The organism is Candidatus Kuenenia sp., assembly GCF_027493735.1.
GTDB classification, from domain to species: Bacteria; Planctomycetota; Brocadiia; order Brocadiales; family Brocadiaceae; genus Kuenenia; species Kuenenia stuttgartiensis_A.
This window is the reverse complement of sequence record NZ_JAOSKF010000012.1, coordinates 235,520-262,004: the sequence shown is the minus strand read 5'-3', so window position 1 is coordinate 262,004 and position 26,485 is coordinate 235,520. Positions and strand designations below refer to the sequence as shown.

Annotated in this window: 25 protein-coding genes and 2 tRNA genes; 11 read left to right on the top strand and 16 right to left on the bottom strand. The window is 40.4% G+C overall.

The window, feature by feature from the left end; all coding sequences use genetic code 11:
- Nucleotides 1-3 precede the first annotated feature (3 nt).
- The 3 genes from gcvPA to carA all read right to left on the bottom strand — a co-directional run bounded on the left by gcvPA (nt 4) and on the right by carA (nt 6,162).
- Nucleotides 4-1,347, bottom strand: coding sequence for an aminomethyl-transferring glycine dehydrogenase subunit GcvPA (gene gcvPA, locus M5U24_RS07760; protein WP_099324044.1), 1,344 nt, complete (start codon nt 1,345-1,347; stop codon nt 4-6).
- A 98-nt stretch (nt 1,348-1,445) separates the two neighbouring features.
- A complete protein-coding gene (carB, locus tag M5U24_RS07755; RefSeq protein ID WP_099324045.1) occupies nt 1,446-4,721 on the bottom strand; it encodes a carbamoyl-phosphate synthase large subunit in 3,276 nt (1,091 codons plus the stop codon).
- A 319-nt stretch (nt 4,722-5,040) separates the two neighbouring features.
- Nucleotides 5,041-6,162 carry a glutamine-hydrolyzing carbamoyl-phosphate synthase small subunit gene (gene carA / locus M5U24_RS07750; protein WP_298202056.1) on the bottom strand — a complete coding sequence of 374 codons (1,122 nt, stop codon included), beginning with the start codon at nt 6,160-6,162 and terminating at the stop codon, nt 5,041-5,043.
- 606 nt (nt 6,163-6,768) lie between these two features.
- On the opposite strand from carA, the gene M5U24_RS07745 reads away from it, so the two are divergent.
- The gene (locus M5U24_RS07745) at nt 6,769-7,995 is read left to right on the top strand and encodes a bifunctional 3,4-dihydroxy-2-butanone-4-phosphate synthase/GTP cyclohydrolase II (RefSeq protein ID WP_164994840.1); all 1,227 of its coding nucleotides are present in this window, start codon (nt 6,769-6,771) and stop codon (nt 7,993-7,995) included.
- A 111-nt stretch (nt 7,996-8,106) separates the two neighbouring features.
- On the opposite strand, the gene M5U24_RS07740 is transcribed toward M5U24_RS07745, so the two are convergent.
- Both M5U24_RS07740 and M5U24_RS07735 read right to left on the bottom strand, forming a co-directional pair.
- Nucleotides 8,107-8,715, bottom strand: coding sequence for an RNA ligase partner protein (locus M5U24_RS07740; protein ID WP_164994839.1), 609 nt, complete (start codon nt 8,713-8,715; stop codon nt 8,107-8,109).
- A complete protein-coding gene (locus tag M5U24_RS07735; RefSeq protein WP_099324049.1) occupies nt 8,700-9,947 on the bottom strand; it encodes a putative sugar nucleotidyl transferase in 1,248 nt (415 codons plus the stop codon). Before M5U24_RS07735 ends, M5U24_RS07740 begins: the two co-directional genes overlap by 16 nt.
- 492 nt (nt 9,948-10,439) lie before the next feature.
- Between M5U24_RS07735 and M5U24_RS07730 the strand changes: the two genes are divergently transcribed.
- The 3 genes from M5U24_RS07730 (at nt 10,440) to M5U24_RS07720 (ending at nt 12,984) form a co-directional block, all read left to right on the top strand.
- Complete coding sequence (locus M5U24_RS07730; protein WP_099324050.1) at nt 10,440-12,059, top strand: glycosyltransferase family 39 protein; 1,620 nt, start codon at nt 10,440-10,442, stop codon at nt 12,057-12,059.
- A gap of 185 nt (nt 12,060-12,244) precedes the next feature.
- Nucleotides 12,245-12,556 (top strand): hypothetical protein, encoded by a 312-nt coding sequence (locus tag M5U24_RS07725; protein WP_099324051.1) that lies wholly within the window; start codon nt 12,245-12,247, stop codon nt 12,554-12,556.
- Nucleotides 12,557-12,834: 278 nt separating this feature from the next.
- Nucleotides 12,835-12,984 (top strand): hypothetical protein, encoded by a 150-nt coding sequence (locus M5U24_RS07720; RefSeq protein ID WP_164994838.1) that lies wholly within the window; start codon nt 12,835-12,837, stop codon nt 12,982-12,984.
- Nucleotides 12,985-13,020: 36 nt separating this feature from the next.
- Here the strand turns inward: M5U24_RS07720 and murD are convergent, their stop codons facing one another.
- The 3 genes from murD to M5U24_RS07705 form a co-directional block, all read right to left on the bottom strand.
- Nucleotides 13,021-14,394: a UDP-N-acetylmuramoyl-L-alanine--D-glutamate ligase gene (gene murD, locus M5U24_RS07715; protein ID WP_157820354.1), complete on the bottom strand. Its 1,374-nt coding sequence runs from the start codon at nt 14,392-14,394 to the stop codon at nt 13,021-13,023.
- Nucleotides 14,395-14,655: 261 nt separating this feature from the next.
- Complete coding sequence (locus M5U24_RS07710) at nt 14,656-14,862, bottom strand: hypothetical protein (protein ID WP_099324053.1); 207 nt, start codon at nt 14,860-14,862, stop codon at nt 14,656-14,658.
- Between the two features lie 17 nt (nt 14,863-14,879).
- A complete protein-coding gene (locus tag M5U24_RS07705) occupies nt 14,880-15,125 on the bottom strand; it encodes a hypothetical protein (RefSeq protein WP_157820355.1) in 246 nt (81 codons plus the stop codon).
- A 217-nt stretch (nt 15,126-15,342) separates the two neighbouring features.
- Here M5U24_RS07705 and lexA point away from each other — a divergent pair, with 217 nt between their 5' ends.
- Both lexA and M5U24_RS07695 read left to right on the top strand, forming a co-directional pair.
- Nucleotides 15,343-15,993 carry a transcriptional repressor LexA gene (lexA, locus tag M5U24_RS07700; RefSeq protein WP_099324055.1) on the top strand — a complete coding sequence of 217 codons (651 nt, stop codon included), beginning with the start codon at nt 15,343-15,345 and terminating at the stop codon, nt 15,991-15,993.
- A gap of 25 nt (nt 15,994-16,018) precedes the next feature.
- Complete coding sequence (locus M5U24_RS07695; RefSeq protein ID WP_157820356.1) at nt 16,019-16,183, top strand: hypothetical protein; 165 nt, start codon at nt 16,019-16,021, stop codon at nt 16,181-16,183.
- On the opposite strand, the gene M5U24_RS07690 is transcribed toward M5U24_RS07695, so the two are convergent.
- The gene (locus M5U24_RS07690) at nt 16,161-17,435 is read right to left on the bottom strand and encodes an IS701 family transposase (RefSeq protein WP_157820357.1); all 1,275 of its coding nucleotides are present in this window, start codon (nt 17,433-17,435) and stop codon (nt 16,161-16,163) included. The two genes, M5U24_RS07695 and M5U24_RS07690, sit on opposite strands and share 23 nt — an antisense overlap.
- A gap of 1,067 nt (nt 17,436-18,502) precedes the next feature.
- Here M5U24_RS07690 and M5U24_RS07685 point away from each other — a divergent pair.
- Nucleotides 18,503-18,883 (top strand): MOSC domain-containing protein, encoded by a 381-nt coding sequence (locus tag M5U24_RS07685; RefSeq protein WP_230405767.1) that lies wholly within the window; start codon nt 18,503-18,505, stop codon nt 18,881-18,883.
- Between the two features lie 3 nt (nt 18,884-18,886).
- Entirely contained in the window at nt 18,887-19,393 is a 507-nt protein-coding gene (locus tag M5U24_RS07680) for a MogA/MoaB family molybdenum cofactor biosynthesis protein (RefSeq protein WP_099324059.1), read from the top strand.
- 358 nt (nt 19,394-19,751) lie between these two features.
- Here the strand turns inward: M5U24_RS07680 and M5U24_RS07675 are convergent.
- The 7 genes from M5U24_RS07675 to M5U24_RS07645 form a co-directional block, all read right to left on the bottom strand.
- Nucleotides 19,752-19,826: transfer RNA gene (locus M5U24_RS07675), tRNA-Glu, on the bottom strand.
- A gap of 19 nt (nt 19,827-19,845) precedes the next feature.
- Nucleotides 19,846-19,918, bottom strand: a tRNA-Lys gene (locus M5U24_RS07670).
- An 86-nt stretch (nt 19,919-20,004) separates the two neighbouring features.
- Nucleotides 20,005-20,565 (bottom strand): ribosome recycling factor, encoded by a 561-nt coding sequence (gene frr / locus M5U24_RS07665; RefSeq protein ID WP_099324060.1) that lies wholly within the window; start codon nt 20,563-20,565, stop codon nt 20,005-20,007.
- A 5-nt stretch (nt 20,566-20,570) separates the two neighbouring features.
- Nucleotides 20,571-21,296 carry a UMP kinase gene (pyrH, locus tag M5U24_RS07660; RefSeq protein WP_099324061.1) on the bottom strand — a complete coding sequence of 242 codons (726 nt, stop codon included), beginning with the start codon at nt 21,294-21,296 and terminating at the stop codon, nt 20,571-20,573.
- Nucleotides 21,297-21,489: 193 nt separating this feature from the next.
- Nucleotides 21,490-21,915, bottom strand: coding sequence for an elongation factor Ts (gene tsf, locus M5U24_RS07655; protein ID WP_298202049.1), 426 nt, complete (start codon nt 21,913-21,915; stop codon nt 21,490-21,492).
- A 186-nt stretch (nt 21,916-22,101) separates the two neighbouring features.
- Nucleotides 22,102-22,797 (bottom strand): 30S ribosomal protein S2, encoded by a 696-nt coding sequence (gene rpsB, locus M5U24_RS07650; RefSeq protein WP_099326960.1) that lies wholly within the window; start codon nt 22,795-22,797, stop codon nt 22,102-22,104.
- Nucleotides 22,798-23,127: 330 nt separating this feature from the next.
- Entirely contained in the window at nt 23,128-23,517 is a 390-nt protein-coding gene (locus tag M5U24_RS07645; RefSeq protein ID WP_099324063.1) for a transposase, read from the bottom strand.
- A gap of 395 nt (nt 23,518-23,912) precedes the next feature.
- On the opposite strand from M5U24_RS07645, the gene M5U24_RS07640 reads away from it, so the two are divergent.
- From M5U24_RS07640 to M5U24_RS07630, 3 genes are all read left to right on the top strand, one after another.
- The gene (locus M5U24_RS07640) at nt 23,913-25,259 is read left to right on the top strand and encodes a glutamine synthetase family protein (RefSeq protein ID WP_099324064.1); all 1,347 of its coding nucleotides are present in this window, start codon (nt 23,913-23,915) and stop codon (nt 25,257-25,259) included.
- 312 nt (nt 25,260-25,571) lie between these two features.
- The gene (locus M5U24_RS07635) at nt 25,572-26,045 is read left to right on the top strand and encodes a hypothetical protein (RefSeq protein WP_099324065.1); all 474 of its coding nucleotides are present in this window, start codon (nt 25,572-25,574) and stop codon (nt 26,043-26,045) included.
- Entirely contained in the window at nt 26,020-26,436 is a 417-nt protein-coding gene (locus M5U24_RS07630) for a CBS domain-containing protein (RefSeq protein ID WP_164994835.1), read from the top strand. The genes M5U24_RS07635 and M5U24_RS07630 overlap by 26 nt, the downstream gene beginning before the upstream one ends.
- Nucleotides 26,437-26,485 lie beyond the last annotated feature (49 nt).

Here is a 26,485-nt window from a genome sequence, read left to right as displayed (position 1 = left end):
ACATCAGGTGCATTTTGTGAATTCATTCACCAGGTGGTCAATAGATTCTTTCGTTTTTGTCTCTGTTACACACAGAAGCATACAATTCACCATTCCCGGATAGTATTGAGAAATATCTATTCCACAATGAATGCCTTTTTCCTGCATACGCCTGATAATTGAAGCAATGCGAAAGTCGTTCTTCGCCTTTAAAACAAATTCATTAAAAAAAGGGTTGTGAAAAACAGGTTCAAAAATATCCAGATTACAGAGTCGTTCAAATGCATAATGGCTTTTCTGAATATTCAAATTACCAATTTCAGCGATCCCCTTTTTCCCCAGCGCACAAAGGTAAATACATGCCCGAAGGGCAAGCAGCGCCTGATTTGTACAAATGTTAGAGGTCGCCTTTTCCCGCCGGATATGTTGTTCTCTTGGCTGCAACGTCAGCACAATACACCGTCTCCCGGCCTTATCAACAGTCTCTCCGGCTATCCTCCCAGGCATTTTTCTCAGTAGCTCATTTTTTACAGTAAAAAATCCCAGGTAAGGCCCTCCGTAATTTAAATAGTTCCCCAAAACCTGCCCCTCTCCTACGGCAATATCGGCATTGTATTCTCCGGGAGGCATAAGAATGCCTAGAGATATGGGATTTACGCATGCAACAAAAAGTGCGTCATGTTTATGCGCTATTGCAGAAATCTCCTGCATATCTTCAACGCACCCAAAAAAATTCGGGCTTTGTACCAATACGGCGGCGGTATTATCTGCCAGCGATGCCTCTAATTGATGCATATCGGTCGTTCCTTCAGGACAATTGATTTCAACAATTTCTGTGTTAAAACCTTTTAAATAGGTTTTCATTACCTGACGATATTCAGGGTGAATCGCACTGGAACAAACAATTTTATTTTTTTCCTTATGCCGTATAGAAAGCAATGCCGCCTCCGCCAATGCGGTTGAGCCGTCATACATAGATGCGTTTGCTACGTCCATTGCGGTCAATTCGCACATGAGGGTCTGAAATTCATACATCACCTGAAGCGTGCCCTGGCTGACTTCCGGTTGGTAAGGCGTGTAGCAGGTATAAAATTCACTACGTGACGCCAGATGGTTAACAACAGAAGGAATAAAATGGTCATAGGCGCCTGCGCCTAAAAACGAAGAATAATCATCCGTTGTTTTATTCTTTTTGCTTAATTTTTTTATGGCATGCAGCACCTCCGGTTCTGATAAACCGGGTGGGAGTGACAGGGAAAAGTTTCTTAATGCTTCGGGGATTTCACCAAGAAGTGCATCCAGGGAGGATATGCCCATATCTTCAAGCATCTTTTTTTTATCGGATTCTGTATTTGAAATATAATCCATACATACTGCCTCAACAAACAAAAATGACCGATTCGGCCGTTTGTTTCACATTGAAATATAACCGGACGGAATGGTATTTTCTCTGCCACAAAAAATAATTACCGTTGATGATACTCCTGGATCGACCTTACATCAAGGGTTCCGCTTTTTAATGCCTCTATCGCTCTTACGGCTGCTACAGCGCCGGCAACGGTAGTAAAATAAGGAATTTGATAGGTAAGAGCAGTTCTTCTGATGGAGAAAGACGCCTCCTGCGCAGCCTTTCCCTCTGCCGTGTTTATGACGAGTTGTACTTCATTATTCTTTATATGGTCAACGATATTCGGGCGCCCTTCTATTACTTTTAAAACGGGCGTAACAGAAATATTTTCTTCTGAGAGTGCCGCTGCAGTGCCCTTTGTAGCCGTTATTTTAAATCCCATTTGGAGCAGCTTTTTTGCTATTTGCACGATAGGTTTCTTATCCTTATCCCTTACACTTATAAAAACGGAGCCGACTAATGGGAGGCAGTAATTGGCAGACATCTGCGCCTTTGCGTATGCGCGCCCGAAATCTTTATCCAGTCCCATAACTTCTCCAGTCGATTTCATTTCAGGCCCCAGCAATGTATCAACCCCTTTAAACTTTAAAAAGGGGAAAACCGCCTCTTTTACGGCAGTGTGTCTCATCGTGATATTTTCGGGCATATTTAACCCACGAAGCTTTTCCCCTGCAATTACTTTAGCCGCAATCTTAGCCATCGGCACGCCTATCGCCTTGCTTACAAAGGGTATTGTCCTTGAAGCGCGCGGATTCACCTCCAGCACATATATCACCTTATCTTTTACCGCATATTGAATGTTAATAAGGCCTATGACGTTCAGTGCAAGCGCTATTATCCGTGTTTCCTTCTTTAATTCTTCTATAATTTCATTATTCACTGAATAAGGTGGGAGCGAGCAGGCACTGTCTCCGGAATGAACACCTGCTTCCTCTATATGTTCCATTACTCCCCCGATAAATACTTCTTCTCCGTCACTGATTGCATCAACATCAATTTCTATTGCGTCCTGCAAAAAGCTGTCTATTAAAACGGGATGTTCATGCGATACTTCCACCGCATGGGAAATATAATGCTCCAGACCCTGTTCATCGTATACAATACGCATTGCACTTCCGCCCAAAACATACGATGGGCGTAATAAAACCGGATATCCTATCCTTTTTGCTATCATCTTCGCATCTTCCGCAGAGTTTGCACAGCCATTTTCCGGCTGCTTTAGTCCTAACCGGTTCATAAGCAACGCAAACCGTTCACGGTCTTCGGCAACATCAATATTCTCAGGAGAAGTGCCCAGAATTTTCACCCCTTCTTTTTCCAGGGGAACCGCGAGCTTCAGCGGAGTCTGCCCTCCAAATTGAACAATTACGCCCTCGGGTTTCTCCTTGTGAATTATCTCCAGAACATCTTCCATGGTTAGAGGTTCAAAGTAGAGCCTGTCAGAAGTGTCGTAATCCGTGCTTACCGTTTCCGGATTACAATTCACCATAATGGTTTCATACCCCAGCTCTTTTAAGGCGTAAACTCCATGCACACAACAGTAATCGAACTCAATTCCTTGTCCTATCCGATTAGGGCCGCTCCCCAAAATAATAATCTTTCTCTTTGTAGTGGGATCCGCTTCACACGAAGTTTCGTACGTTGAATATAAATAAGGGGTAAATGCTTTAAACTCTGCGGCACATGTATCCACATGTTTAAATACCGGCCTCACAGACGTCCGGTACCGGTATTCCCTTATTGTCTTCTCATCGGAACCGCATAACCTGGCTAAAAATATATCAGAAAACCCATATTGTTTTGCTTTTGCAAGCAATTCAGCATTCATAACAAAATCCCTGTTTTTTTGTGATGCGTCATTGTCCTTTAACTTTACCATTAAATGTCTTTGTTTAATCTCATTTTCAAGGTCTGTTATTTGTTTAATGTTATAAAGAAACCATTTGTCAATACGGGAATAGGTATAAATTTCGTCAAGGGTCATGCCCAGACGAAAAGCGTCCGCAATATGCCATAACCTGTCGGGGGTTGGCGTAATCAGTTTCATTTGTAAATATTCCGATTTTTGTTCAGCCGTCCAGTCATCGATTCCAGAAGGCAGGAGGGGGTCAAAACCGCTTCGCCCGGTTTCGAGAGAACGAATCGCCTTGCCTACCGCTTCTTTAAAAGTACGGCCAATCGCCATAACCTCACCGACTGATTTCATATGAATAGTAAGCTCCTGGATAGTATCAGGGAATTTGTCAAAATTGAACCGCGGAATTTTGACTACACAATAATCTATGGCCGGTTCAAAGCAGGCGGGGGTGTAGCGGGTAATGTCATTAGGGATTTCATCGAGCGTATACCCGATTGCAAGTTTTGCGGCGATCTTTGCGATAGGGAATCCTGTGGCTTTTGAAGCCAATGCAGAACTCCTTGAGACCCTTGGATTCATTTCAATCGCAAGCATCTCGCCATTTTCAGGGTTGACGGCAAACTGAATATTTGAACCTCCGGTTTCAACGCCTATTTCCCTGATGATTCTGACCGCGGCATCACGCATTTTCTGATACTCCATGTCAGTAAGCGTCTGCGCAGGCGCCACAGTGATACTGTCGCCCGTATGGACTCCCATTGGGTCAAAATTTTCAATAGAGCATATGATGACGACATTATCTTTTAAGTCACGCATAACTTCCAGTTCATACTCTTTCCACCCAAGAACTGAACGTTCTACTAAAACTTCATGAATGGGGCTTGTCTCCAGCCCTGTAGTTATATACTCTTTATATTCTTCAATGTTATACGCCGTACTGCCTCCTGACCCTCCAAGCGTGAAAGATGCACGGATAATGGCAGGGAAACCGATGGCGTCTATAATCTTCAGCGCAGTGTCTAAAGAATTGACATACACACTTTCAGGCACTTGTACGCCAATACGCCCCATCGCCGCCTTAAATTGCGAACGGTCTTCAGCCATTTTTATGGCTTTTAGTTTTGCGCCTATAAGCTCTACATTAAACTTATCCAATACGCCTTTTTCTGCAAGGGACACAGCGGCATTTAGCCCTGTCTGCCCCCCAAGCGTCGGCAATATCGCCTGCGGGCGTTCCTTTTCAATGATTTTTGTAATTATTTCCGTTGTGATGGGTTCAATATACGTTTTGTCCGCCACCTCCGGGTCAGTCATAATCGTCGCCGGGTTGCTGTTTACCAGGATAACCGTATATCCCTCTTCCCTTAAGGCGTGGCATGCCTGGGTGCCGGAATAATCAAATTCGCACGCCTGGCCAATGACAATAGGGCCAGAGCCAATAATCAGGATTTTTTCAATATCATTTCGTTTGGGCATTTTATATATAGCTAAAAGTATCTATTCCCCGAAAAATTTAATGTAGCATCTTAATATCGATAGGGTTGGTTGGCACGAACAAACTTATTAGTCCCTAAGCTGGTATAGCTGGAACATAACAAGCACAATATAAAAAATCCGAAATGCGAAGCACGAAATCCGAAACAAATTTCAAAATACAAAATCTCAATGAAAAAAACGGGTTTTGAACATTTTGAAATTAAAATTTAGCATTTATTTCGTATTTCGAATTTGGTTGCAGCCAAAGGCCGCGCCAAGAAATCTGTGGTTTCCTTTTTGCTCATATCTCTCCAAAGCATCAACTTTTCATCGTCTGCAAAAATCTATCAAACAAATAATCTGCATCGTGAGGCCCTGGGGAGGCTTCCGGGTGGTATTGCACGGAAAAGGCAGGCACAGAATGGCATTTCAACCCCTCTACGGATTTATCATTTAAGTTCAGATGTGTAATTTCCACATCCCCATAAGTGCTTTTATGCAACATGCCCTGCGATGGTATTTCCACGGCAAAACAGTGATTCTGGGCAGTGATTTCCACCTTTTTAGTCGATAAATCCATGACGGGTTGATTTCCGCCATGATGCCCAAACTTGAGTTTGGACGTTTTCAGCCCCAATGCGAGCGCCAGCAACTGATGTCCCAGGCATATCCCAAATATTGGCCTTTTCCCTAACAGGCCTTTAATGTTCTCAATCATATATGAAACGACCGAAGGGTCTCCAGGTCCGTTGGAAAGAACAATGCCGTCAGGATTCATCTCCAATACCGTTTCAAATGAGGTTTTTGCAGGAACGACGTGTACAGAACAACCGGCATGCGCCAATTTTCTTAAAATAGAGTATTTTACGCCACAATCATAAACAATAACCTTGTATTTACGGGATAAGTGAGGTGTGCCTTTTTTATTTACCCAGTCATACGGTTTTTCACAGGTCACCTTTGCAACCAAATCTCTTCCGGTAAGACCAGGCGCTGATTTTGCTTTTTCCTGCAACCGTGTCCTATCAAAATCTATGGTTGAAATAATGCCCTGCTGCGATCCAAAATCACGGATCTGGCATGTAAGTGCCCTGGTATCAATACCTTGAATACCAACGATCCCATTTTTCACAAGAAATTCTGATAAATCTATTTTTGACCGCCAATTACTGGAGAATGGAGAGCATTCTTTAACGATAAATCCTTCCAGAAAAAGTTTGTATGATTCAACGTCCTCTTCATTAATGCCATAATTGCCTATTAACGGATACGTTAAAGCAACAATCTGACCTGCATATGATGGATCTGTCAGGATTTCCTGATATCCCATCATGCTCGTATTGAAGACAAGTTCCCCAATTGTCTCTCCGGCAGCCCCTAATGAGCATCCATTGAAACACGTTCCGTCTTCCAGTACCAATATTGCCTTTTTTTCATTCATAATTTATAACACCGGGGAATTTCAATATTTTTGTATAGACGCATTGCATACGTCTCTGTTTTGTCAACATTTTCATTACATGCAACAGTTTATAGACGCATGCAATGCGTCTATGCAATTAAACATCAGCAACGGCATAAAGTCGCTGCCAAAGGCAGCTTAATTTGTTTTAATGCAAAGCCTTACGATAGGTTTACCGCAGACATTGCAATAGTTTTAGGATTTCAAATCGTACAACTAAAAAATAAATGTGTCAAGGCAAATTAAAAAACTTTGCCATGTTAGCTTTTTGCTTGATTAAGACTTTGCCTCTGTTATAGTTATAGGAAATAATATGCTACTTTGTAACACTTTAGTTTTTTGAAAAATTCCAATAATAGCGGTGTTTTGCCGCATAGTGTAAGGGCGAAGTATTTGCTGTAAATTGTCATAAATGCATTCATACCCAAAGGAGCAAATGTTTCGCCCATTCTTTTTAAAAAAACTAAAATGTTACGAAATTATCGTATATTTATGTAATATTATTATCTTTAAATAACAGTTCATGCTTGTCCTTTTACAACACGGGCAGTATTTCATAGACAAATCAATTGTGAGGTGTATTCAATGCAATTCAATTCAATACAAGAAGTAATAGAAGACCTTAGAAATGGGAAAATGACAATATTAATAGACGACGAGAGTCGGGAAAATGAGGGGGATTTAATTCTTGCAGCGGAAAAGGTTACTCCCGAAGCTATTAACTTTATACTAACACATGCAAGAGGCATTCTTTGCCTTGCGATAAATGCCAAAAGGGCTGAAGAACTGGACTTTTATCCAATGGTTTCCAATAACACATCAAGCTTTCAGACGCCTTTTACCGTTTCCGTTGACGCCGCAAGAGAAATTTCCACAGGCGTATCTTCCAAAGACAGGGCAACGACCATATTAACAGCCATTGATGATAATGCCACTGCGGAAGACTTTGTTCGACCAGGTCACATATTTCCGCTAAAGGCGCATAACGGCGGAGTTCTTGTCAGAGCCGGCCATACAGAAGGAGCCGTTGACCTAACCCGCATTGCCGGTCTCAAAAATGCCGCAGTCATTTGCGAAATTATGAGGGAAGACGGAAACATGGCAAAACTTCCGGACCTCAAAAAATTTGCCGAAAAAAACAATCTCAAAATCTGTACAATTGCGGATATCATAAAATACCGCCATGAACAGGAACGATTAATTGAGAAACGCGTAACCGCAAAACTCCCCACAATATATGGGGAATTCATCCTTCATCTCTATCGTTCCTTTGTTGATGAGTACCTCCACCTTGCTTTATGCCTGGAAGTTGGCAGCAAAGACATAAATACTCCTTCCCCAATGCAAAATGAACCGATACTGGTAAGGGTACACGATGAATGTCTGACGAGCGATGTTTTCGGTTCTTTGCGTTGTGACTGCGGAGAACAGCTTCATAATGCCCTCAAAATCATAAAGGAAAACGGTAAGGGTGTTTTGCTTTATATGAGGCAGGAAGGACGAGGGATCGGCTTAGAAAACAAATTGCATGCGTACCACTTACAAGATAAAGGATTGGATACGGTAGAGGCAAATGAGAAACTAGGACTTCCAGTGGACAAAAGGGACTATGGAATCGGCGCACAAATTTTAAGAGATCTGGGCATTACTAAAATGCGTTTGCTTTCGAACAATCCAAAAAAATTTGCCGCGCTTGCAGGATATGGACTGGAAATAGTTGAGCGCGTGCCAATCGTTGTTGAACCAAACGCAGAAAATCAAAAATATCTGCGTACGAAAAAGGAAAAACTTGGACACATGATAGAGACGTAATAATTAACAACCTAAACAGTGTTGGTAAAGCTTCAAAACCGGTAAAAAGATATTGAAACCACAGATCCTCCGTATTACACAGATTTTTAAATCAGGCATTTGGCAGTACCATCAGGAGGCAGCAGCCAGCTTATCCAAAATACTCCGTAACATGCGAGGGTCGATGTACCTTATACCTAGCTTATCCGCCCATTTGACAATGCCGGTATCCGCAGTCATCATTATGCCGTCCATTTCTTTTGCAAGCAGGATTAAATCAACGTCTTCTTTGCTGTCAATAATTCCCTCACGCAGCGCCATGCGATATTTTTTCCTGAGATTTGCTATCGCTTCAGGTTCGGTATCGGGCGAGGTTTCCCTGACGGCGGTTTCCGCCACCCTCAAGCCCTTATCGATCCTCAGCCGTACGTCTTCAATAAGTTCATAGAGCAAAAACGCAGGAACGGTCAACTCGTAACGTTTCGGGGATTTTTGCTGCAATAACATTTGCAAATCAACTTGTATATCTTTTATCTCTACAAAGTTTAAAAGCTCCTCATAAATCGTCTGCGGCATATAAAAGATAGGCCCTTTCAATTTGCTGATAATTTCAAGAAAAGAACGCAGGGCATCTGTAGGGTCATTGCCAAAGGTCTGATAAACTTCCGGATTGGTAAAGATACTGGTATCGATAATTATCTTTTCGTTGATGATTTGTTCATGTTTTATGTCTTTTTGCATATAGTTCTTTCATTTTCAGTAAGCTGAAATATTTTTTTAAAAAGTTCCTCTTCCGCAGCGGACATTTTTTTATCCCGTCTTTCCATAGCAAGCCTTGCCACACATAATGCCTTATCCCACTCGTAAACCCTTATCCCATTGACGGTACACCATGAAAACGAAGGTAGATATTTCGGAGGATAGAGATTGGTGACAATATTGCATGCAAAGCCAATGACACTCCCTGTCATAATCGTCGTATTTATGGCGGTTTTCGTATGATCTCCCATCGCCATGCCAAGGGAATTGTGGTTTGTGTTTATGAGGGTATTTCCCATTTGAACTTTTATGAGGCCATAGGTATTAAGTAAATTACTGTTCGTTGTATCCGCCCCGATGTTGACCCATGAACCAAGATAGGAGTCGCCCAAGAATCCGTCATGTTGTTTGTTGGTAAAGCTGTGGAATATTGTGTTTACGATTTCTCCCCCTATTTTGCATACTTCTCCGATATTGGTGCCTCCCCGTAACCGCGAATTGGGCAGGATTACAGAATTATCTCCAATGTAAACCGGCCCCTCAATGGAGGTATTAGGGGAAATGGTTACATTATTGCCAATATAAACCGGCCCATTCTCTGCGTCGAGTACACAGCAAGGTTTGATCCTGCTGCCCTTTCCAATGTATATCTTATCTTTATTGATGAGATAAGTGCCTTCATACACGTTCCCCGCATTCCGTCCCTCCTTAACAAATAAGGAAAAGTCTTCCGCTATTTGATGTGCATTACGTTTTATAATGTCCCAATAATAACTGAATACCGGCGTATGAATATCAACCCTAGGCAAGGTGTTTTCCCATTTTTCATGATAGTTTTCTTCAAGAAATGTGTTATACGATATTTTTCCAGGGGAATTTTTTTTGAGACGAAGGTAAACAACCGTATCGCCTTGCATGCCAATTTCCTCAGGGCCTTCCAAAGAAACAGGACGCGAAAGAATCGCGCGGCCGTTTATAAAAAGACAGCTATCGTTCTGTTTCCGGGGGGCATTCACCTCCAGGGGATAACGTTCCTTTACAATATCCGCGAGGGCATCCCTGCAGAAAAGGGTAATGGTAGCACCGGGATAAAGTCTAGATATCCTTTCCCATTGCGTATACAAACCACAACGCAACTCAAACGTTGCCCTGGTGTATACGAGGGGAGCAAGGCGTGAATAATTGGCGTCTTCGAAAATATAAATATGAGACAAATTGAATTACCCTCTTTTCCATGGAAAGACCTTAATTTCTTTGCATTTTCAGGCAAAATATTTAACAGTAAAATCCGAAAACACGAGATACGAAACAAATTCCAATAACAAAATGATTTGAAATTCTAAACAAGTACGTCTTTCGTATCTTGCATTTCGTGCTTCATATTGTTGTATGTTTTGGATTTTATGCTTTGTTATTCGAATTTGTTTCGTATTTCGTACTTCGTATTTCGTATTTCTTGCTTGGTTCAGGCTTTGCCAGTTTAGGATACTGAGAGGGTTAAACATTGTCAAGCCAATAACAGATATACTCAAAAGGTTTACAGTTTAATACAAAGCCATTTACTGGCCAAAAAACCCATTATCATTTTGCTATAATCGTTGACGGAATTTGTTAACTGTGCTAAAATTCCTTACAATGTATTCCTTTTCACATGAAGGGAGTATCGTCATATTATCACATAGCATCGTACAAATATCGTTATTTAAATGAACAAAACTACGATAAATATACGCTTATTGACCGTCATCCTGGTACTTTTCCTTTCATTCCTCTTTCTCTTCAATACAGGAAAAAGGGATTTTTGGGCGCCGGATGAACCCCGTTACGCACAGGTCTCCAAAGAAATGCGGGATAGCGGCAATTTTATACTTCCGCAGTTAAATAGCGAACCATATCCCCACAAACCCCCCCTTTTATTCTGGATGATTAATCTGTTTTCCGTCCCGTTCGGTAAAATAACGCACCTGTCCGCGCGTTTGCCTTCTGCCCTCGCAGGTGTGGGATGCTGCCTGATACTGTTTAATTTTGCCAGAAATGTTTTCCATAACACCAGAATAGGCTTGCTTTCAGCCCTTATACTCGCCACCAGCATAAAATTCCTTTGGATGACGCACCGTGCTGCCTTTGACGTGCTGCTTACCTTTTTCGTTATGGCAGCCTTGTTCAGTTTCTATAAAGGCTATAAGGAAGCGGGAAATAAAGGCCGTTATTACACCCTCTTTTATATCTTCATGGCCCTTGGAACGCTTACAAAAGGCCCTGTAGGATTTCTTCTTCCATTCCTCGTAGTCGTGGCATATCTTTCTCTGAAAAGAGATATAAAAGTTTTGAAAGAAACAAAACCCTGGATAGGGGGAGTTCTTTTTGCAATTTTGGTGTTCTCGTGGGTATATCTGGCAGGCATATACGGTGGTAAGGAATATACGCAACAAATATTATTCAAGCAAAATATCGGACGGTTCGCTGATTCCTTTGCCCATAAACGGCCTCTTTATTACTATTTTATCCATTTCCCCCTGAATTATTTTCCGTGGACAATCTTTATCCCAGGCGTTGTCGTGTATCTGTTTTCACGAGAAGGGAGAAAGAGGTTTCAGGAAGTGGTATTCCCTGCGGTTTGGTTTGTCGTTATCTTCTTTTTCTTTTCTATCGTTTCGGGGAAAAGGGACATCTACGTTCTTCCACTCTATCCTGCCGCCTCTTTAATAATCGCATGGTTTCTGAATGAGTTTGTAGAACAATTCAGGGATATCCGTTTCAGGAAAACAGGCTATATCCCTTGTTATTTCATAAGCGGACTAACCATATTTCTAGGGTTTCTCTTACCGTTAGGTATATACAAATTTCGGCCTGAACACATTCGTCTTACCATACCATTTGTATTGTTACTTTTTGCCGGCGGCATAATTATGCTGCGTTTCATAAAACACTCAAGAATATTGCCTTTCCTCTTTGTCCTCATCCTGCTTGTTTTCTCTCTATTTACCCTGAGTACACTGCAGGTAATCCCATTATTAAATCAGTACAAATCGGCAAAGGAAATTTGCGACAAGGCAAATGCTGCAATGAAACCCGGCGATCAACTGGCAATGTATAATTTTCTCAGAGACACATACCTGTTTTATACGAATAGAAATCACATGCCGGTAATAAATGATTCTGAGGATCTGAAGAAATACATGAATTCAAACGAACGGGTCTTTCTGTTTATCAGAGACAAGGATTTTAAAAAGGTGTCAGAGTCACAGGATATACCCATCTTTGTAATTGCCAGGGATTCCGTAGGGCATCGGGAGATGCTTTTTGTGTCAAACAAGGATATTTGACAAGGACAATCGCATAATATCGCATGATAACGACAATACTTTCAGAACGTTATACAGACATTCATTATCCCAACCGGCAATTAATCTCTTTTATGAATTTATTCGTTGGATAAAACGTTAAATCGGATTTTACAGGAGGCGTCAAAAATGAAAAAAAAATCACCCGTAAAAAAATCATTGCCTTAATGGGTATCATTATAATTGCGATTGTTGTACTCAAATATCTGGACAGAGTAGAGCCGGTTCTTGAAATCGTTCCAATGGAATTAAATTTTGGCGATATTGAAACCAAAAAGTCATTTACCTTACTGAATAAAGGAAAAGAAAAGTGGAAAATTCTTTCTAATGTAAAGACACTTCAGTATGAAATTGATATCCCTAAAGACATCGAATGGATTTCGCTTCCGCTAAAATCCGGGATGTGCGAAAAACAAGAAGAAAAAAACGTCACTGTTGTTATTAACAGAGATAAACTTTCCGTAGGGAAGAACATGTGAACAATCGAAGCAAAATCGAATGACAACAATAAAACTATTAATATTGTAGCGGAGAGGATAAAAGAAGAAAAATTCATAAAAATAATGCGTCCCCATGCAAGAACGTCATTGTTAATAGACAATGAATTCACTATTCAGTGGATAGCAACCGCAAGCATAGGTAATTATGTGGATATTCTTCTTTTACTATACCGTAAGAGTTCGCAAATAGGGATTTCTAAAATTAGATTTAACTTTTGTTGAAATAAATAGTCATAGTATTTCTGGAATCACATTTTATGTACCCCTTGAGTATAACTGATCCCATAATAGAAACTATCGTAAAATCTTACAATTACAGAAAAGATGATACAAGCGATGGAAATTATAAATGGATGCCGAAAAGTCCGCTTCGTCCCGGAGAAGAGAAATATACTCAATCAGACTGAAACCACGGGTTTCAGTCTGATTGAGTATATATTTAGTCATAGTGACAACACCATATTTTTAAATTGTTTGCCGCGTTCTTCATAGTTATTAAACATATCATAGCTAGCGCAGGCTGGTGAGAACAATAAAACGCCTCCCGGTGTTGTGAGGGTATTTGCTGTTTGAAAGGCGTCTTTTAAGGTATTTGCAACGCATACATGGGGGTATTCTTTTTCCCCCTTTTTTAGAGAAATAAGTTCCTCTATTTTGTTTGCAGTTTTTCCAATAAGAACAACAGCTTTACAGTAATTTGAACAAATTGCGGCAAATTCCTCAAAATCGCTTCCCTTATCGTATCCTCCAGCAATAAGCACAGAGTTCTTAAAACTCATAATTGCGGCAATTGCAGATTCGGGGGTGGTTGCTTTAGAATCATTATAATACCTGATGCCTTTTGCCTCTCTTACAAATTCCAAACGGTGTTCTAATCCACAAAAAGAAGTAACTGTTTTTTCAATGGTTTGTTTGTTTGCGCCGTGTAAATATGTTGCACACGATGCTGCAAGTACATTGTGGAGATTGTGGTCTCCAGGAAGTTTGATTTTTGAGACACAGGGTATCGAAATGGTATTCCCATCTATGGAAATTACAATATGTTCGTTTTCACGAAATGCGCCATTTTCTACCGGTTGTTGTGTGCTGTACCACAAAACACGGCCATAACATTCTTTTCCCCATGTTCTCAGCTCCGTGTCATCGTAATTCAGAATGGCGGAATCACTCTGCTTCTGATGCAAGATAATATTCTTCTTTGCATGGATATAAGAATCAATGTCTTTATGCCTGTCCAGATGGTTGGGAGAAATATTTGTTACTATACTTATACAGGGACTCTTTTTAATTGAAGAGAGCGATTCCAGTTGAAAACTGGATAGCTCCAGCACCACAATATCCGCCGGCTTCATTTCTTCGAGTTGCAGAAGCAGTGATTTACCGATGTTGCCTCCAACCCATATTTTATTGGAGGTTTGTTGCAAAATGTCGCCAATCAGCGTGGTTGTGGTGGATTTCCCGTTGCTGCCGGTTACTCCAATGGTGAAAGCGGGACAAAGTTTAAAGAATATGTTCATTTCTGTGTCAATAGGAACACCGTTTTCCCTTGCAATTTGTATGAATTTTGAATCCCCGGGAACAGCAGGGCTGACGATGACCATATCAGTATTGATAAAATCTACATCTCTGTGTTCGCCCAGCCGGTAAGTAATCTGCAGATTTTCAAGATGCCGCAGGGATTGTGAAAGATCTGTTTTACTCTTTATATCCGTTACCGTGACATGCGCCCCCTGCCTTGCAAGAAATTGTGTTATGCCAATGCCACCCCCAAATACACCGAGTCCCATAACGGTAACTCTTTTATTTTTAAATTCCATATACATTTCACTTGTTTTGTTTATTTCACTCAAAATTAAAAGGAGAAATCGTAACACTTTAGTTTTTTGAAAAATTCCAATAATAGCGCTGTTTTCCGCACAATGTAGGGACGATGGATTATGGATTACGGACTACGGACATCCTTCGTCTTTCGTCTCTAGCTCTTACGTTTTTCAAAAGACGCAATTTAAATGATTTTTTTGCGATGCTTTTAACACTCCAACAGGCAGCGTAATGTCTGAATATAACCATTCAATGATTTATTTGCAATAGTGGTGAAGCCGAAAACAATTGAATGCCTCTATTCCAACTTCTTTTTTTAATCCCGCCAAAATATCTTTCAGGATATCAGGCCCTGATGCATTGCCCCAGAAAATCTTGCTCTGTTTGGGAAATCCCTCTTCATCAACGGTAAGGGATAGCGTAATTAACGGACAATCATTACGACTCTCTTTTGCTACCCTCAAAATAGGTATTTGTTAAATCATATAAAATCACCATCTCTTTGAGGGAAAAATATCTCTCGCGCCCGCTTTGATAACCCTTGCTCTATGGCAACATGATTCTCCCACAGCAAAACTGCCGCGCGATGCAGCGCTTTATCATACAGTTTAACCCCGGAGTCTAACAGCTCTACCACCCCCGCTTGTTTCAGAAAGCCATCGCACGGTATCACGCTCGCTGCCAGGATGAACCATTCTCCCCACAATGAGCGTCTTGGAACAGGCAATTAGATCCTCTGTAAAATCAAGCCCTTGTAATATTTTATCAAACCCGTATTCATTCATTTGGCTTATAGCCATATGCTCGGAGAAGGTAAAGATGTCTCCAAAAAGCAATCAATTCCCCGCTCAATTTAAGAAAAAAATCGCCGCTTAATTTTTAACAAAGTAATGTTTTAAAAAGAGAATTGACAAAGTTACAGCAAAAAATATAATGGTAAACATATGTCCACCAATGAAGAAAAATTAACGGATACTATTTTAACCAAAAAACAGGCGGATTTTCTAGCCTTTTTAAAAGCATCTCTTCAGGAAAAAGGGTATCCACCTACGGTACGCGAGATTATGCGCGGGATGGATCTTTCCAGCACCAATATCGTCAAAAAGTATCTTGACATCCTTGCCCGTAAAGGACACATCAAAAAACAATACAACAGTCCCAGGGCTATTGAAATTATAGAAGCCCCGGCCGGACATGCAGAAACGAATCTCATCCCCATTGTTGGAAGTGTCAAAGCAGGCGCTCCTCATCCGGCAATAGAAGATATTATGGGATATCTTGCAGTAGATAAAACAATCTGCCGTACCGGAGACGCATTTTTTTTGCGGGTTGAGGGAGACAGCATGATTAATGCTCATATACAGGAAGGCGACCTCGTACTGGTGAGGCCGCAACCGGTTGCCAATAACAGGGAAATTGTGGTTGCCCTCATAAATGGTGAGGCCACGGTCAAAAGATTCTACAAGAAGGGAAATACGCTGGAATTGCACCCGGAACACCCAATGATGAAACCCATTGTGCTCCAGGGAGAACAAGATGAGGTTCGCATCATTGGCAAGGTTACTGCGGTGGTGCGGTTGTTAGAGAAGTTATAACAGTGATTTCCGGGGGGATGACGGTATGATTACTGAAGTTCATGAAGCGATCAAAGTAGGGGCGATTTTTGGTGATAACAAAAAAAAACTCAAACCCGTTTGGTTTATTTGGAACGGCACAAAATATACTATCCGGGAAATTACTTACATCATTACTTTGTTAAAAATTAAGCGGCGATTTTTTTCTTAAATCGAGCGGATTTAATTTTAAAATATTCTTGTGAGAGTTTTTCGTTCTTTGATAAAGCGTTTGTTGATGAGAATTCAAGCAGGGAATTGATTGCTTTTTTGAATTCATTAAAGGTAGAAGGTTTTGTTTCCATGATTTTATCCAGATAAGCGTTTTGTTTTATCCAGTAAACGAATGTCCATGAGATCAGACAAATATTCCAATATCGCTCAATCTTGTCAATGTGCCTTACCTGATAATGATCGAAATAAAAAGTATCCTTCAATTCCTTGAAACAGTGTTCAATACCCCAACGCAACAGATAGTTTGTGATAACCGTTTTTACAGAGGCGTCGAGTTGATTGGTGATAAGGACATGATATTTTTTATCATCTTCCTTGTTCCATTTTCCCAAAATTACCACAAACTTCAACGGGACATTGCAACCATTCAGTTTGGCGTCAAACGTGTAGGTTTTATAGGAAACTTCACTTCCATCCGCGGATTTTAAAGTAACATACTTGGTTTTGTCGGCATAATGCTTTTTGATGAGGGTCACGAGCTCATCTGGTTTGATTATGCAATATTTTTGTTTTTCCGGATGGTACATGGAGATATTTCTGTTTGATTTTATTTCTGAAAAAAAGTGTTTCTTTTTTGCGTGAATATGTTCGAGAAACCGTTGAGAGGCATACCATGTGTCGAAGGCAATAGCTGAAAAATCAAAGACGTTAGAAGCAGCATCAAACATATCCATTGCTATTTGTATTTTGTCTTTAAATTTGGGATCATTTTTCCCTTCCCCGAACTCATCGGCAGGAAGGTAGGGAATAACATCCAGGGGAAAATGTTTTGTTTTTGAGACAAATGCCGCGCCAACAACAACATTGCAGGTTTCCGGCCTTTTAAGCGGACCGCAATATTGCCATTTGGCTGCCTCTGTATTTTTAGCATAGGGCTTTGGACATCCGGTATCATCTATGGTAAGGATGCTGTCTTTTGTCAATGCCGTGGTTCTTTGTTTTTGGATAATGTCCATTCTTTTCTGCTTTAATGCGGGTAAATCCCATTTGGATTCAGAAAAGAAGTATTGAAATTTCTGGTAATCCGTATGAACGGCTTGCGCCATGGCCTCCAGTGAATTTCTTTTATAGTCTTTAAACATTGCGTAGACGACAAGTAGAAACATTGCAAATTGTTTTTTAGTAAAACACGATGCAAAATGTTCAAGAAATTTATTTAATAACGGTATGTTTGTTCTGAAAATACTCAAATCCTTTGCTCCGGTAATTGATTGTGTAAAAAATTTACAAGTGCAATTAATACCGGAAGTAACGAGCAAAATCAAGAGTAAATATTTATCGCAAAGCATTGCTAAGTCATAAGTTGTGGCCGACTCGACTTACGACTTAAAAATATTTTTTCAGACGCTTTCTTTAACAAAGTAATGTTACATCTGGAAGGAAAGGGTTGGAAAAACGGTGATACACTACTTTACGGTTACCTAAGGTGCCAATTTTTTTCCATCTCCTATAACACTTATACCCTGCTATGGACACTCCATTCCATTTATACCTAAATTGGATAAGAAAGTTAATAACTATGTAATACCTCTTCCCGAATTCCAAAAGCGTCGAATATAACCTTCTGTTTTTTTGATAATTCGCTCAGGAACGGTTTGTTTTGATTTATTTGTATAATTTTTAATTTTTTGAGTTCTGCAAAATAATTCCTTATGTGCGTGATACCGCTTTTCGTGAAGATCATTCTCAAATACGCACAAAAAATGCCCAAGGGCAATGGCTTCTTTGAGGAATCTTGTGGTTGGGCTTTTTCATTTTCTCCATGTAACAAATATTGCAAAGATGCTCAGAAATTTTGCGGCAAGACCTTTTCTTGCACTTCAAATGCTTCGCTGGTAATGTCGAGAACAAAAAAAAACACTTTATTTTTTACTCTCTCTCTCTTTCTTTCATTACTACAGGGATACTCCCGCTCCATTTTGCTTGTTTTGCTTATTTTTACTCATTTAAATGAGAACCCTATCGTTTTTTACTTTCTTTTCCACTTATTGACGGGAGCTTTTGGCACAAATTCTTGATCCGCGTCTTTCGTAGGGTGACTTTGACGTTGTCGTGCCCCGCAAGAGGTTCTCCTTGACACCAAAAACTTCCCTTGTTAAACTTCTTCCGGGATTTCCGATTTGCAATAGCGTGCAGTAAGAAAACATATTGTACTCATTAATAAACTTATTCGTATATTAAAATACCAATGGGGAAAATTTTAGCTGTCTGCGTAAGCGAAAGAAAAGGTATCCAGAAACGAAATATAGGCAAATGCATGGCAATTAAACATTATGGCCTAGAGGGAGATGCCCATGCAGGAAAATGGCACCGCCAGGTGAGTCTGCTTGCAACGGAAAGCGCCGACGTGATGCGTAGTAAAGGCTTAGAGATAAAAGACGGCGATTTTGGAGAAAATATTGTCACCAGTGGCATAGAACTAAAATCGCTTCCTGTTGGAACTACGCTGAAAATCGGAAATGATATTATCATAAAGATAACCCAAATCGGCAAATTATGCCATGACCGCTGCGCCATTTATTACAAGGCAGGCGACTGTATCATGCCGCGAGAAGGGATTTTTGCAGAAATCCTTAGCAGCGGAATGATTAAAGCCGGAGATGAAATTTTAATACATGAATATCCCTCTGGGGTGTAAACTATGATTCGCACCGCAATAGTAACATTGAGCGATAAAGGGTCAAAAGGGGAGCGCGAAGACAAAAGCGGAGAGATTATCCGTACGATGCTCCAACAAATCAATACATCCATTGTCGCATACGAAATAATCCCCGATGAAAAAGACCTCATTATCAAAAAACTTCGTGAATTCTCCAAACTATCCGATCTTATCATCACAACCGGAGGTACCGGAGTTGGCCCTCGCGATATCACGCCTGAGGCAACAAGGGCAGTGATAGAAAAAGAATTGCCTGGCTTCGGAGAAGCAATGCGTATGGAAGGGATGAAGCACACACCAAGGGCAATGGGTTCCAGGGCGGTGGCAGGGATATATCGGCAAACCCTTATCATAAACCTTCCTGGAAGCCCAAAAGGCGTTGCGGAAAACCTCTCCGTCGTTCTGCCGGTTATTCCTCATACCATAAACCTTATCAAAGGCACGGTGACAGATTGCGCCAAAGACCGGGAGCAACACCCTCACAGGTAGCCACCCGAAAATGCAGACAAATGAATGTCTCTCTTCTTCAAAACTGCATCAAAAACAATGACATCGCCTCCCAACAAACAGCACAGACGCACCATCAAGTCGTGATCTCCATAAAAGTATCAACTTAGTTTTTTGAAAAAGTATGGGCGAAGCATTTGCCCGTTTGGGTATGAATTTATCTATGACAATTTATAGCAAATGCTTCGCCCATACACATGCGGCAAACATCGCTATTATTGGAATTTTTTAAAAAACTAAAATGTTACCAAACGATAAATTTTGGATTATAGGTCAAAATTTGTTATAAAACAAAAAAGCCATAAGAGTTTGGTTTCTTATGGCTTTTTCAAATCATATATGACCCCATGGGGATTTGAACCCCAGTTCACAGATCGAAAATCTGTTGTCCTAGACCAGACTAGACGATGGGGCCATTTATGCACAATAGTAAATGAGGGCAGATGGACTCGAACCATCGACACCCGCCTTAAAAGGGCGGTGCTCTACCGACTGAGCTATGCCCCCATTATACAGAAATGTATGAATATTGCACGCAGAAAATAAAATTACAAAGGGAAAAAACATCGATAATATACGTTTCAACGGTACGTTTATACCTTGAGTATTTCTTCAGTCTTTCTTTTGATTAAATCATTTACCTTAGTTTCAAAGTCTTTGATAATTTTTTGAATTTCATCCTTGGCGCGCTTAACATCGTCTTCTGTTAAAATATTTTCTTTCTTTTCTTTATCCGCTTGTTTATTTGAATCCTGCCGTATATTACGCAAAGAAACCTTTGTTGATTCCCCAAAATCTTTTACGGTTACGGAAAGTTTTTTTCTCCTCTCCTCATTAAGCGGAGGAATAACGATGCGCAGGGTTTTAGCTTCAACAGAAGGGTTCAGGCCGATGTCTGATTGAATGATTGCCTTTTCGATATTAGATACTATAGTAGTATCGTAAGGTTTTATCAAGATTGACTGTGCATCAGGTGTGGAAATCACTGCAAGTTGCTTTAAGGGTGAAGGGTTCCCGTAGTATTCAACCCGTATATTTTCGACCAGACCAGTGCTTGCCCTACCGGTTCTTATTCCCTTCAAATCATCTTGCAAATGAGCGATAACCTTTTCCATTTTTGCCTTTGTTTCTTTGCAAATCGAATCTATTGACATATCGGTTAATTTCCTATAAAAGTACCAACAGATTTCCCCAAAACAGCCTTTTCAATATTTCCTTTTTTATTCATGTTTAATACGATTATTGGCAATTTGTTTTCCATGCTCAAGGATACCGCAGTCATATCCATTACGCCTAATTGTCGGTTTAATACTTCGGCATAGGTCAGTTTGCTTAACAGCTTTGCGGATGGATTATTAGCTGGATCATCTGTATACACGCCGTCAACTCTTGTGGCTTTAAGCATCACGTTGGCATTAATTTCTATCGCGCGTAAAGCAGCTGCAGTATCGGTTGTGAAATAGGGGTTTCCCGTTCCCCCCGCAAAAATAACAATATTTCTTTCTTCAAGATACCGTAAACAATTTCGTAAAATAAAAGGTTCTGTGATATTCTTAATTTCAATTGCGCTTATTACATGCGTTTTAATGTTGCACTCTTCCAGGGTGTCCTGCAAAAGCAATGCATTTAAGATGGTAGCAATCATCCCCGCCTGATCCGCTACAATTCTGGATTTTCCCGAAAGGCCAAATTTAGCGCCGCGCAACACGTTACCGCCGCCAACGACAAGCGCCGTTTCAGCACCGAGTGATAAAATCTTTTGTATCGTTTTGGCAAATGTTGCAAATTTTTCAGTATCGATGCCTTTTCCGTTTTCACCGCCAAAGCCTTCGCCGCTAACTTTCAATAAGATACGTTTATACTTTATTTTCTTATTTTTCGGCATAATGATTGTGTGCGGCAATCTAAACTGCTAGCTATTTCCCCCTACTTCAAGCCTGGCAAAGCGATTAATTTTAATATTTTCACCTATTTTTGCGATAATTGCAATTAATAAATCCTGAATAGTTTGTGAGTCATCTTTTATAAACGGTTGTTCCAGCAGGCATTTTTCCTTATAAAAATTTTCCAGCTTTCCTTTAACGATTTTTTTCAGAAATATCAGATGGTTTTCCTTTGGTATCCTCTATAAAACCCCTTTTTTGTGTTTCCACAATTTCCGAAGAAATATCTTCCCTTTTTATTGCGATTGGATTGGTTGCGGCAATTTGCATGCAAATATCTTTTAAAAACTGCTGAAAGACCTCGTTTCTTGCCACGAAATCTGTTTCACAATTCACCTCAACCATTACGCCTATTTTCCCGTTAGTATGAATGTAAGAACCTATTCTGCCTTCGGCAGTTGTTCTTTGTTCTTTCCTGGAAGCTTTTGCAAAACCTTTCTTTTTTATAATTTCCAGTGCTTTATCATAATCGTCATTTACTTCATCCAAGGCGTTTTTGCACTCTAATATTCCCGCACCTGTTTGTTCACGCAATTTCATAACACTCGCTTTATCTGCCATCGGTATCCTCCAAAATAATATAGCTACGAACTGTCCTTGTTGCGAAGCCGGTAATCTTGTTATTACAAATAATCAAGCGGAACATCTTGAGATGTGTATCTTTAAAGGCAGTTGTTAGATTGGCAATCCAAGGATATACAAACTCTGAATTTTACGAAAAATGGAAGGATTTTCGTAAAAACCTGATTAATCTTTTGTCAGCGTAACAAGTTGTTCTTTTCCGGCAAGAACGGCGTCTGCTGTCTTAGATAAAAAGAGATTAATCGACCGTATCGCATCGTCATTCCCAGGTACACAAATATCTACCATATCAGGGTCACAATCGGTATCCGCCAGGCAAACAGTTGGTATTCCCAATTTTTTTGCCTCTTTTATAGCGTTGTGTTCGTATCTTGGGTCCACTACCACAAGTGCCCCTGGAAGTTTGGTCATATTGCGGATGCCTTCCAGATTGGTAAGTATTTTCTTGTATTCTCTGTTGAGTGAGGAAATCATCTTTTTACTGTATTGGTTGATTTCGCCTGTATCTTTCATTTTTTCCAATTCTTCAAGACGTTCTAAACGACTCCTGATAGTATCAAAATTTGTCAACGCACCACCAAGCCATCTTTCGCTGACATAATGCATACCACACCGCTTTGCTTCTCGCGCGGTAATATCCTGTGCCTGCCACTTCGTGCCTACAAACAATATATCTTTCTTTGTTTGCACCAGGTTCGTTACAAATCTGCAAGCAGTGATAAGACCCTTCACCGTTTCCCGTAAATTAATGATATGAATCAGATTTTGCTTACCAAAGATAAAAGGCTTCATCTTTGGGTTCCACCTGCTTGTTCTATGTCCGAAATGAAACCCTGCTTCGACTAATTCTTGAATATTCACAATAGACAAATAACGCCCTTTCCAGATTGAGATAATAAAAGAAAATAAAGGAATTTTTCAGAAAAGAATGTGATTATAGCCATTATAGGCAAGTTGTCAAGTATATTTATTGTAACACCTCAGCAACGTCAAAGTCACCCTACGAAAGATGTGGATCAAGAATTTGTACCAAAAGCTCCCGTCAATAAGTGGAGAAGAAAGTTAAAAACGATAGGGTTCTCATGTAAATCGGCAAGAATGAGCAAAACAAGCAAAATGGAGCGGGAGTATCCCTGTAGTAATGAAAAAGAGAGAGTAAAAAATAAAGTGCTTTTTTTGTTCTCTACATTACTAGCGAAGCATTTGAAGTGCAAGAAAAGGTCTTGCCGCAAAATTTCTGAGCGTCTTTGCAATATTTGTTACCTGGAGAAAATGAAAAAGCCCAATCACAAGATTCTTCAAAGAAGCCATTGCCCTTGGGGCATTTTTCGTGCGTATTTGAGAATGGTCTTCACGGAAAGCGGTATCACGCACATAATGAAGTCCATTTTCTATTGACCAGTGTCCGCGGGAAAACTTAAGAATGGTTTTGGGACTTGCTTTTTGTTGTGTCAGGCTGGTAATACCGTAAACAATTTCCCCGGTCTTTTTGCTTGTCTTGATTTTTGTAAATATTCTATGAATGCAAAATACCTGTCGTTTCGTTTTTGTATTGTAACGGCAGGAGAGACGTTTGAGCATATTTTGCGGACAACGCTTTGCCCACTCTGCAATAGCAGCAAAGCTCCAAGCATTGCATATCTTTGTATATTATGTGCTTATGGAAAACTTTGACAGCGTCGTGTCTTGCGGGGCATAATCAAAGACGAAGGACAAAGACCAATGACTAATACACTACTGCTCCCAACTATCACAATTTATTGGTAAGTTACGACGACGCTAACGTTACTCCGCAACTGCCTGTAGCGGTGTATAAAATCCTTGTTTTTTGTAACTGTTGCAATTAGAATTGCTTCTTTAATCCATTCTATTCAAAAGATTACGATTGTTTGGTCAAAATTTTCATTACAGAGAAATTTTACCGTGGAAAATAATTTTAGTAAAATCTGTTTTCAACCAGAGAAAGGCAAGATCGCATGTCGGGTGAACATATTGATTTGGCAGTAATTAACCGGGCAAAAGACGATAAGGTAAAGCTTGTTCAGTTACAATTTACCGATATTAACGGTAGTGTAAAGGCAGTTACCATACCAATTGAAAAGTTCCCGGAATCTTTGGAGAAAGGGTTGTGGTTTGACGGTTCATCAATTGAAGGTTTTACAAGGATTTGTGAAAGTGATATGTTTTTAAAACCCGATGCAGGTACATATGCGTTGCTTCCCTGGGAGACGGTTGCTGTGACTGCGAGGCTGTTCTGTGATGTTTATATGCCTGATGGTTCGCCTTTTGAGGGAGATCCCCGTTACATATTAAAGAGGGCAATTAAAAATGCCCGTGATATGAATTTTGAATATAACGTGGGGCCTGAACTGGAATTTTTCCTGTTTAAACCGAAGAATGACGGGGCCGTTGCACCCACCCCACATGATGTAGGAAGTTATTTTGATTTCTCTCCCAGGGACCTTGCGGGGAATGTGAGGGCAGATATTATTTTTACTCTTGAAAAAATGGGTATCAATGTGGAGATGAGCCACCACGAAGTAGCTCCGGGCCAACATGAGATTGATTTTAAATATGCAGAAGCATTACGGACGGCTGAGAATGCCCTGACCTTCAAGCAGGTGGTAAAATCCATTGCACATAAGCATGATCTCTATGCTACCTTTATGCCGAAACCGATTTTTGGGATATGTGGCAGCGGGATGCATTGTCATCAGAGCCTTTTTGATATAAGGACAAACACCAATATTTTTTTTGATGAAAATGACACGTATAAATTAAGCAGGAACGCAAAACATTTTATTGCCGGGCAACTGGAGCATGTAAGGGCGATGAGCGCAATACTTTCTCCGACCGTGAATTCCTATAAGAGATTGGTTCCGGGATATGAAGCGCCGGTGTATATATGCTGGGGGCAAAAAAACAGATCTGCCCTCATCAGGGTGCCGAGGTATTCTCCCGGCAGGGAGCAGGCAACAAGGGCTGAACTGAGGTGTCCTGACCCAAGCAACAATCCCTATCTTGCTTTGGCAGTAATGCTGGAAGCAGGACTGGATGGTATAAAAAGAAAGCTTGAATTGCCAAAGGCAACAGAAGAAAATGTGTATGAATTTAATAAGGATGAACTGGCATACCGTAATATTGCAACATTGCCTGGTTCTTTGGGGGAGGCGTTGCATGAATTAAAACAGAGTGCGTTGATGAAGAGGGCGCTGGGTTCACATACTTATCAAATATATTTGCATTCAAAATTTTCCGAATGGGATGAATACAGGATTCAGGTAACGGAGTGGGAGCAGAAAAAATATCTTGAAACCACATAGTTCTCCCTGACCACGGGTATCTAAAATCAATTAATTGCGAGTGGATAAAAACCATACCATGAATGAGATCGGTTACAATATTGCCTTTGCAGAAAGTATGGGTTCCGGCGGGCATATCGGCTTTGTAAAATATTTTCTAAAAAGAGGGCAGGCTTTCGGCATGTGAAATTGTTGGCTATGAGCGAAGGACTCAGAAACGAATTGTATTAATCCGACAAGTTTCTTGATGTTATCATTTCGGCAAACCGGGAAGCCTTGTCGTTAAAAATGGATTTGTGGCGCAGGATTTATAAGTACAGGCCCGTACAATGCATGGATTATCCTGATTGTGCCGGAGCCGCTTCCGGGCAGGAAATAACAGGACTATGCATTTATAACGAATATAATACTTCAGGCGCTTATCAGCAGTTGGTCTATAAGCGTGAATGGAAGGCATTTCTCGCAATCAGGGATGATTTGACCGCTTTGCGCGGAATATTCTCAGGCAATGAAGTTTCAGCCACAAGGGAAATATTGCTAAATGCAAAGGGAGTTTGTCTTGCGGAGATATCCGTAGAATCGGAGAAACAGGATTTTATCCTGATTCCTCTACCGAAACGAACAGAAAATATTTTATATTTATCCGAAAAACACCAGCCTATTACTACGATAAAAGACGCTTACAGGAGATGGGATGAGAAGATAAAAGGGAATCTTCAGTACCATTATGGAACGGAGTGGAATAAAAAATTGGAAGAGGCTATTAGAATGGAGGGAAAAGATGTTAGTAAAGGAAATAATGAGTAAACAGTTGGTCACCCTTAATGCCGATTCAAAGCTTGGCTTTGCCGAAGATATTATGTATTTGGGGAGAATCAGGCATTTGCCGGTAGTAAATGGAAAAGAAATAGTGGGTATTTTGACGCAAAGAGATCTTTACAAGGCGTCGCTGACTTCCATTGTTACGAATTGGGAAGAAAATAAGACTTTTCTTGATTCTGTTAAAGTTGCGGAGGTAATGACAAAAGACGTCATTACCATTTCTCCGAACACTTCAATTGAAGATGCTGCACAGATTATGATTGATAAAAAGGTTGGCTGTTTGCCGGTGGTTGAAGATAAAAATACTCTTCTTGGCTTGATAACAGAAACGGATGTATTGCAGTATTTTGTTCATGAATGCAGAAAAAACAGATAACCGTTTTGTTTTTTAAAGAGTTCATGCAAATTAACCTGTCTTTTTTGCA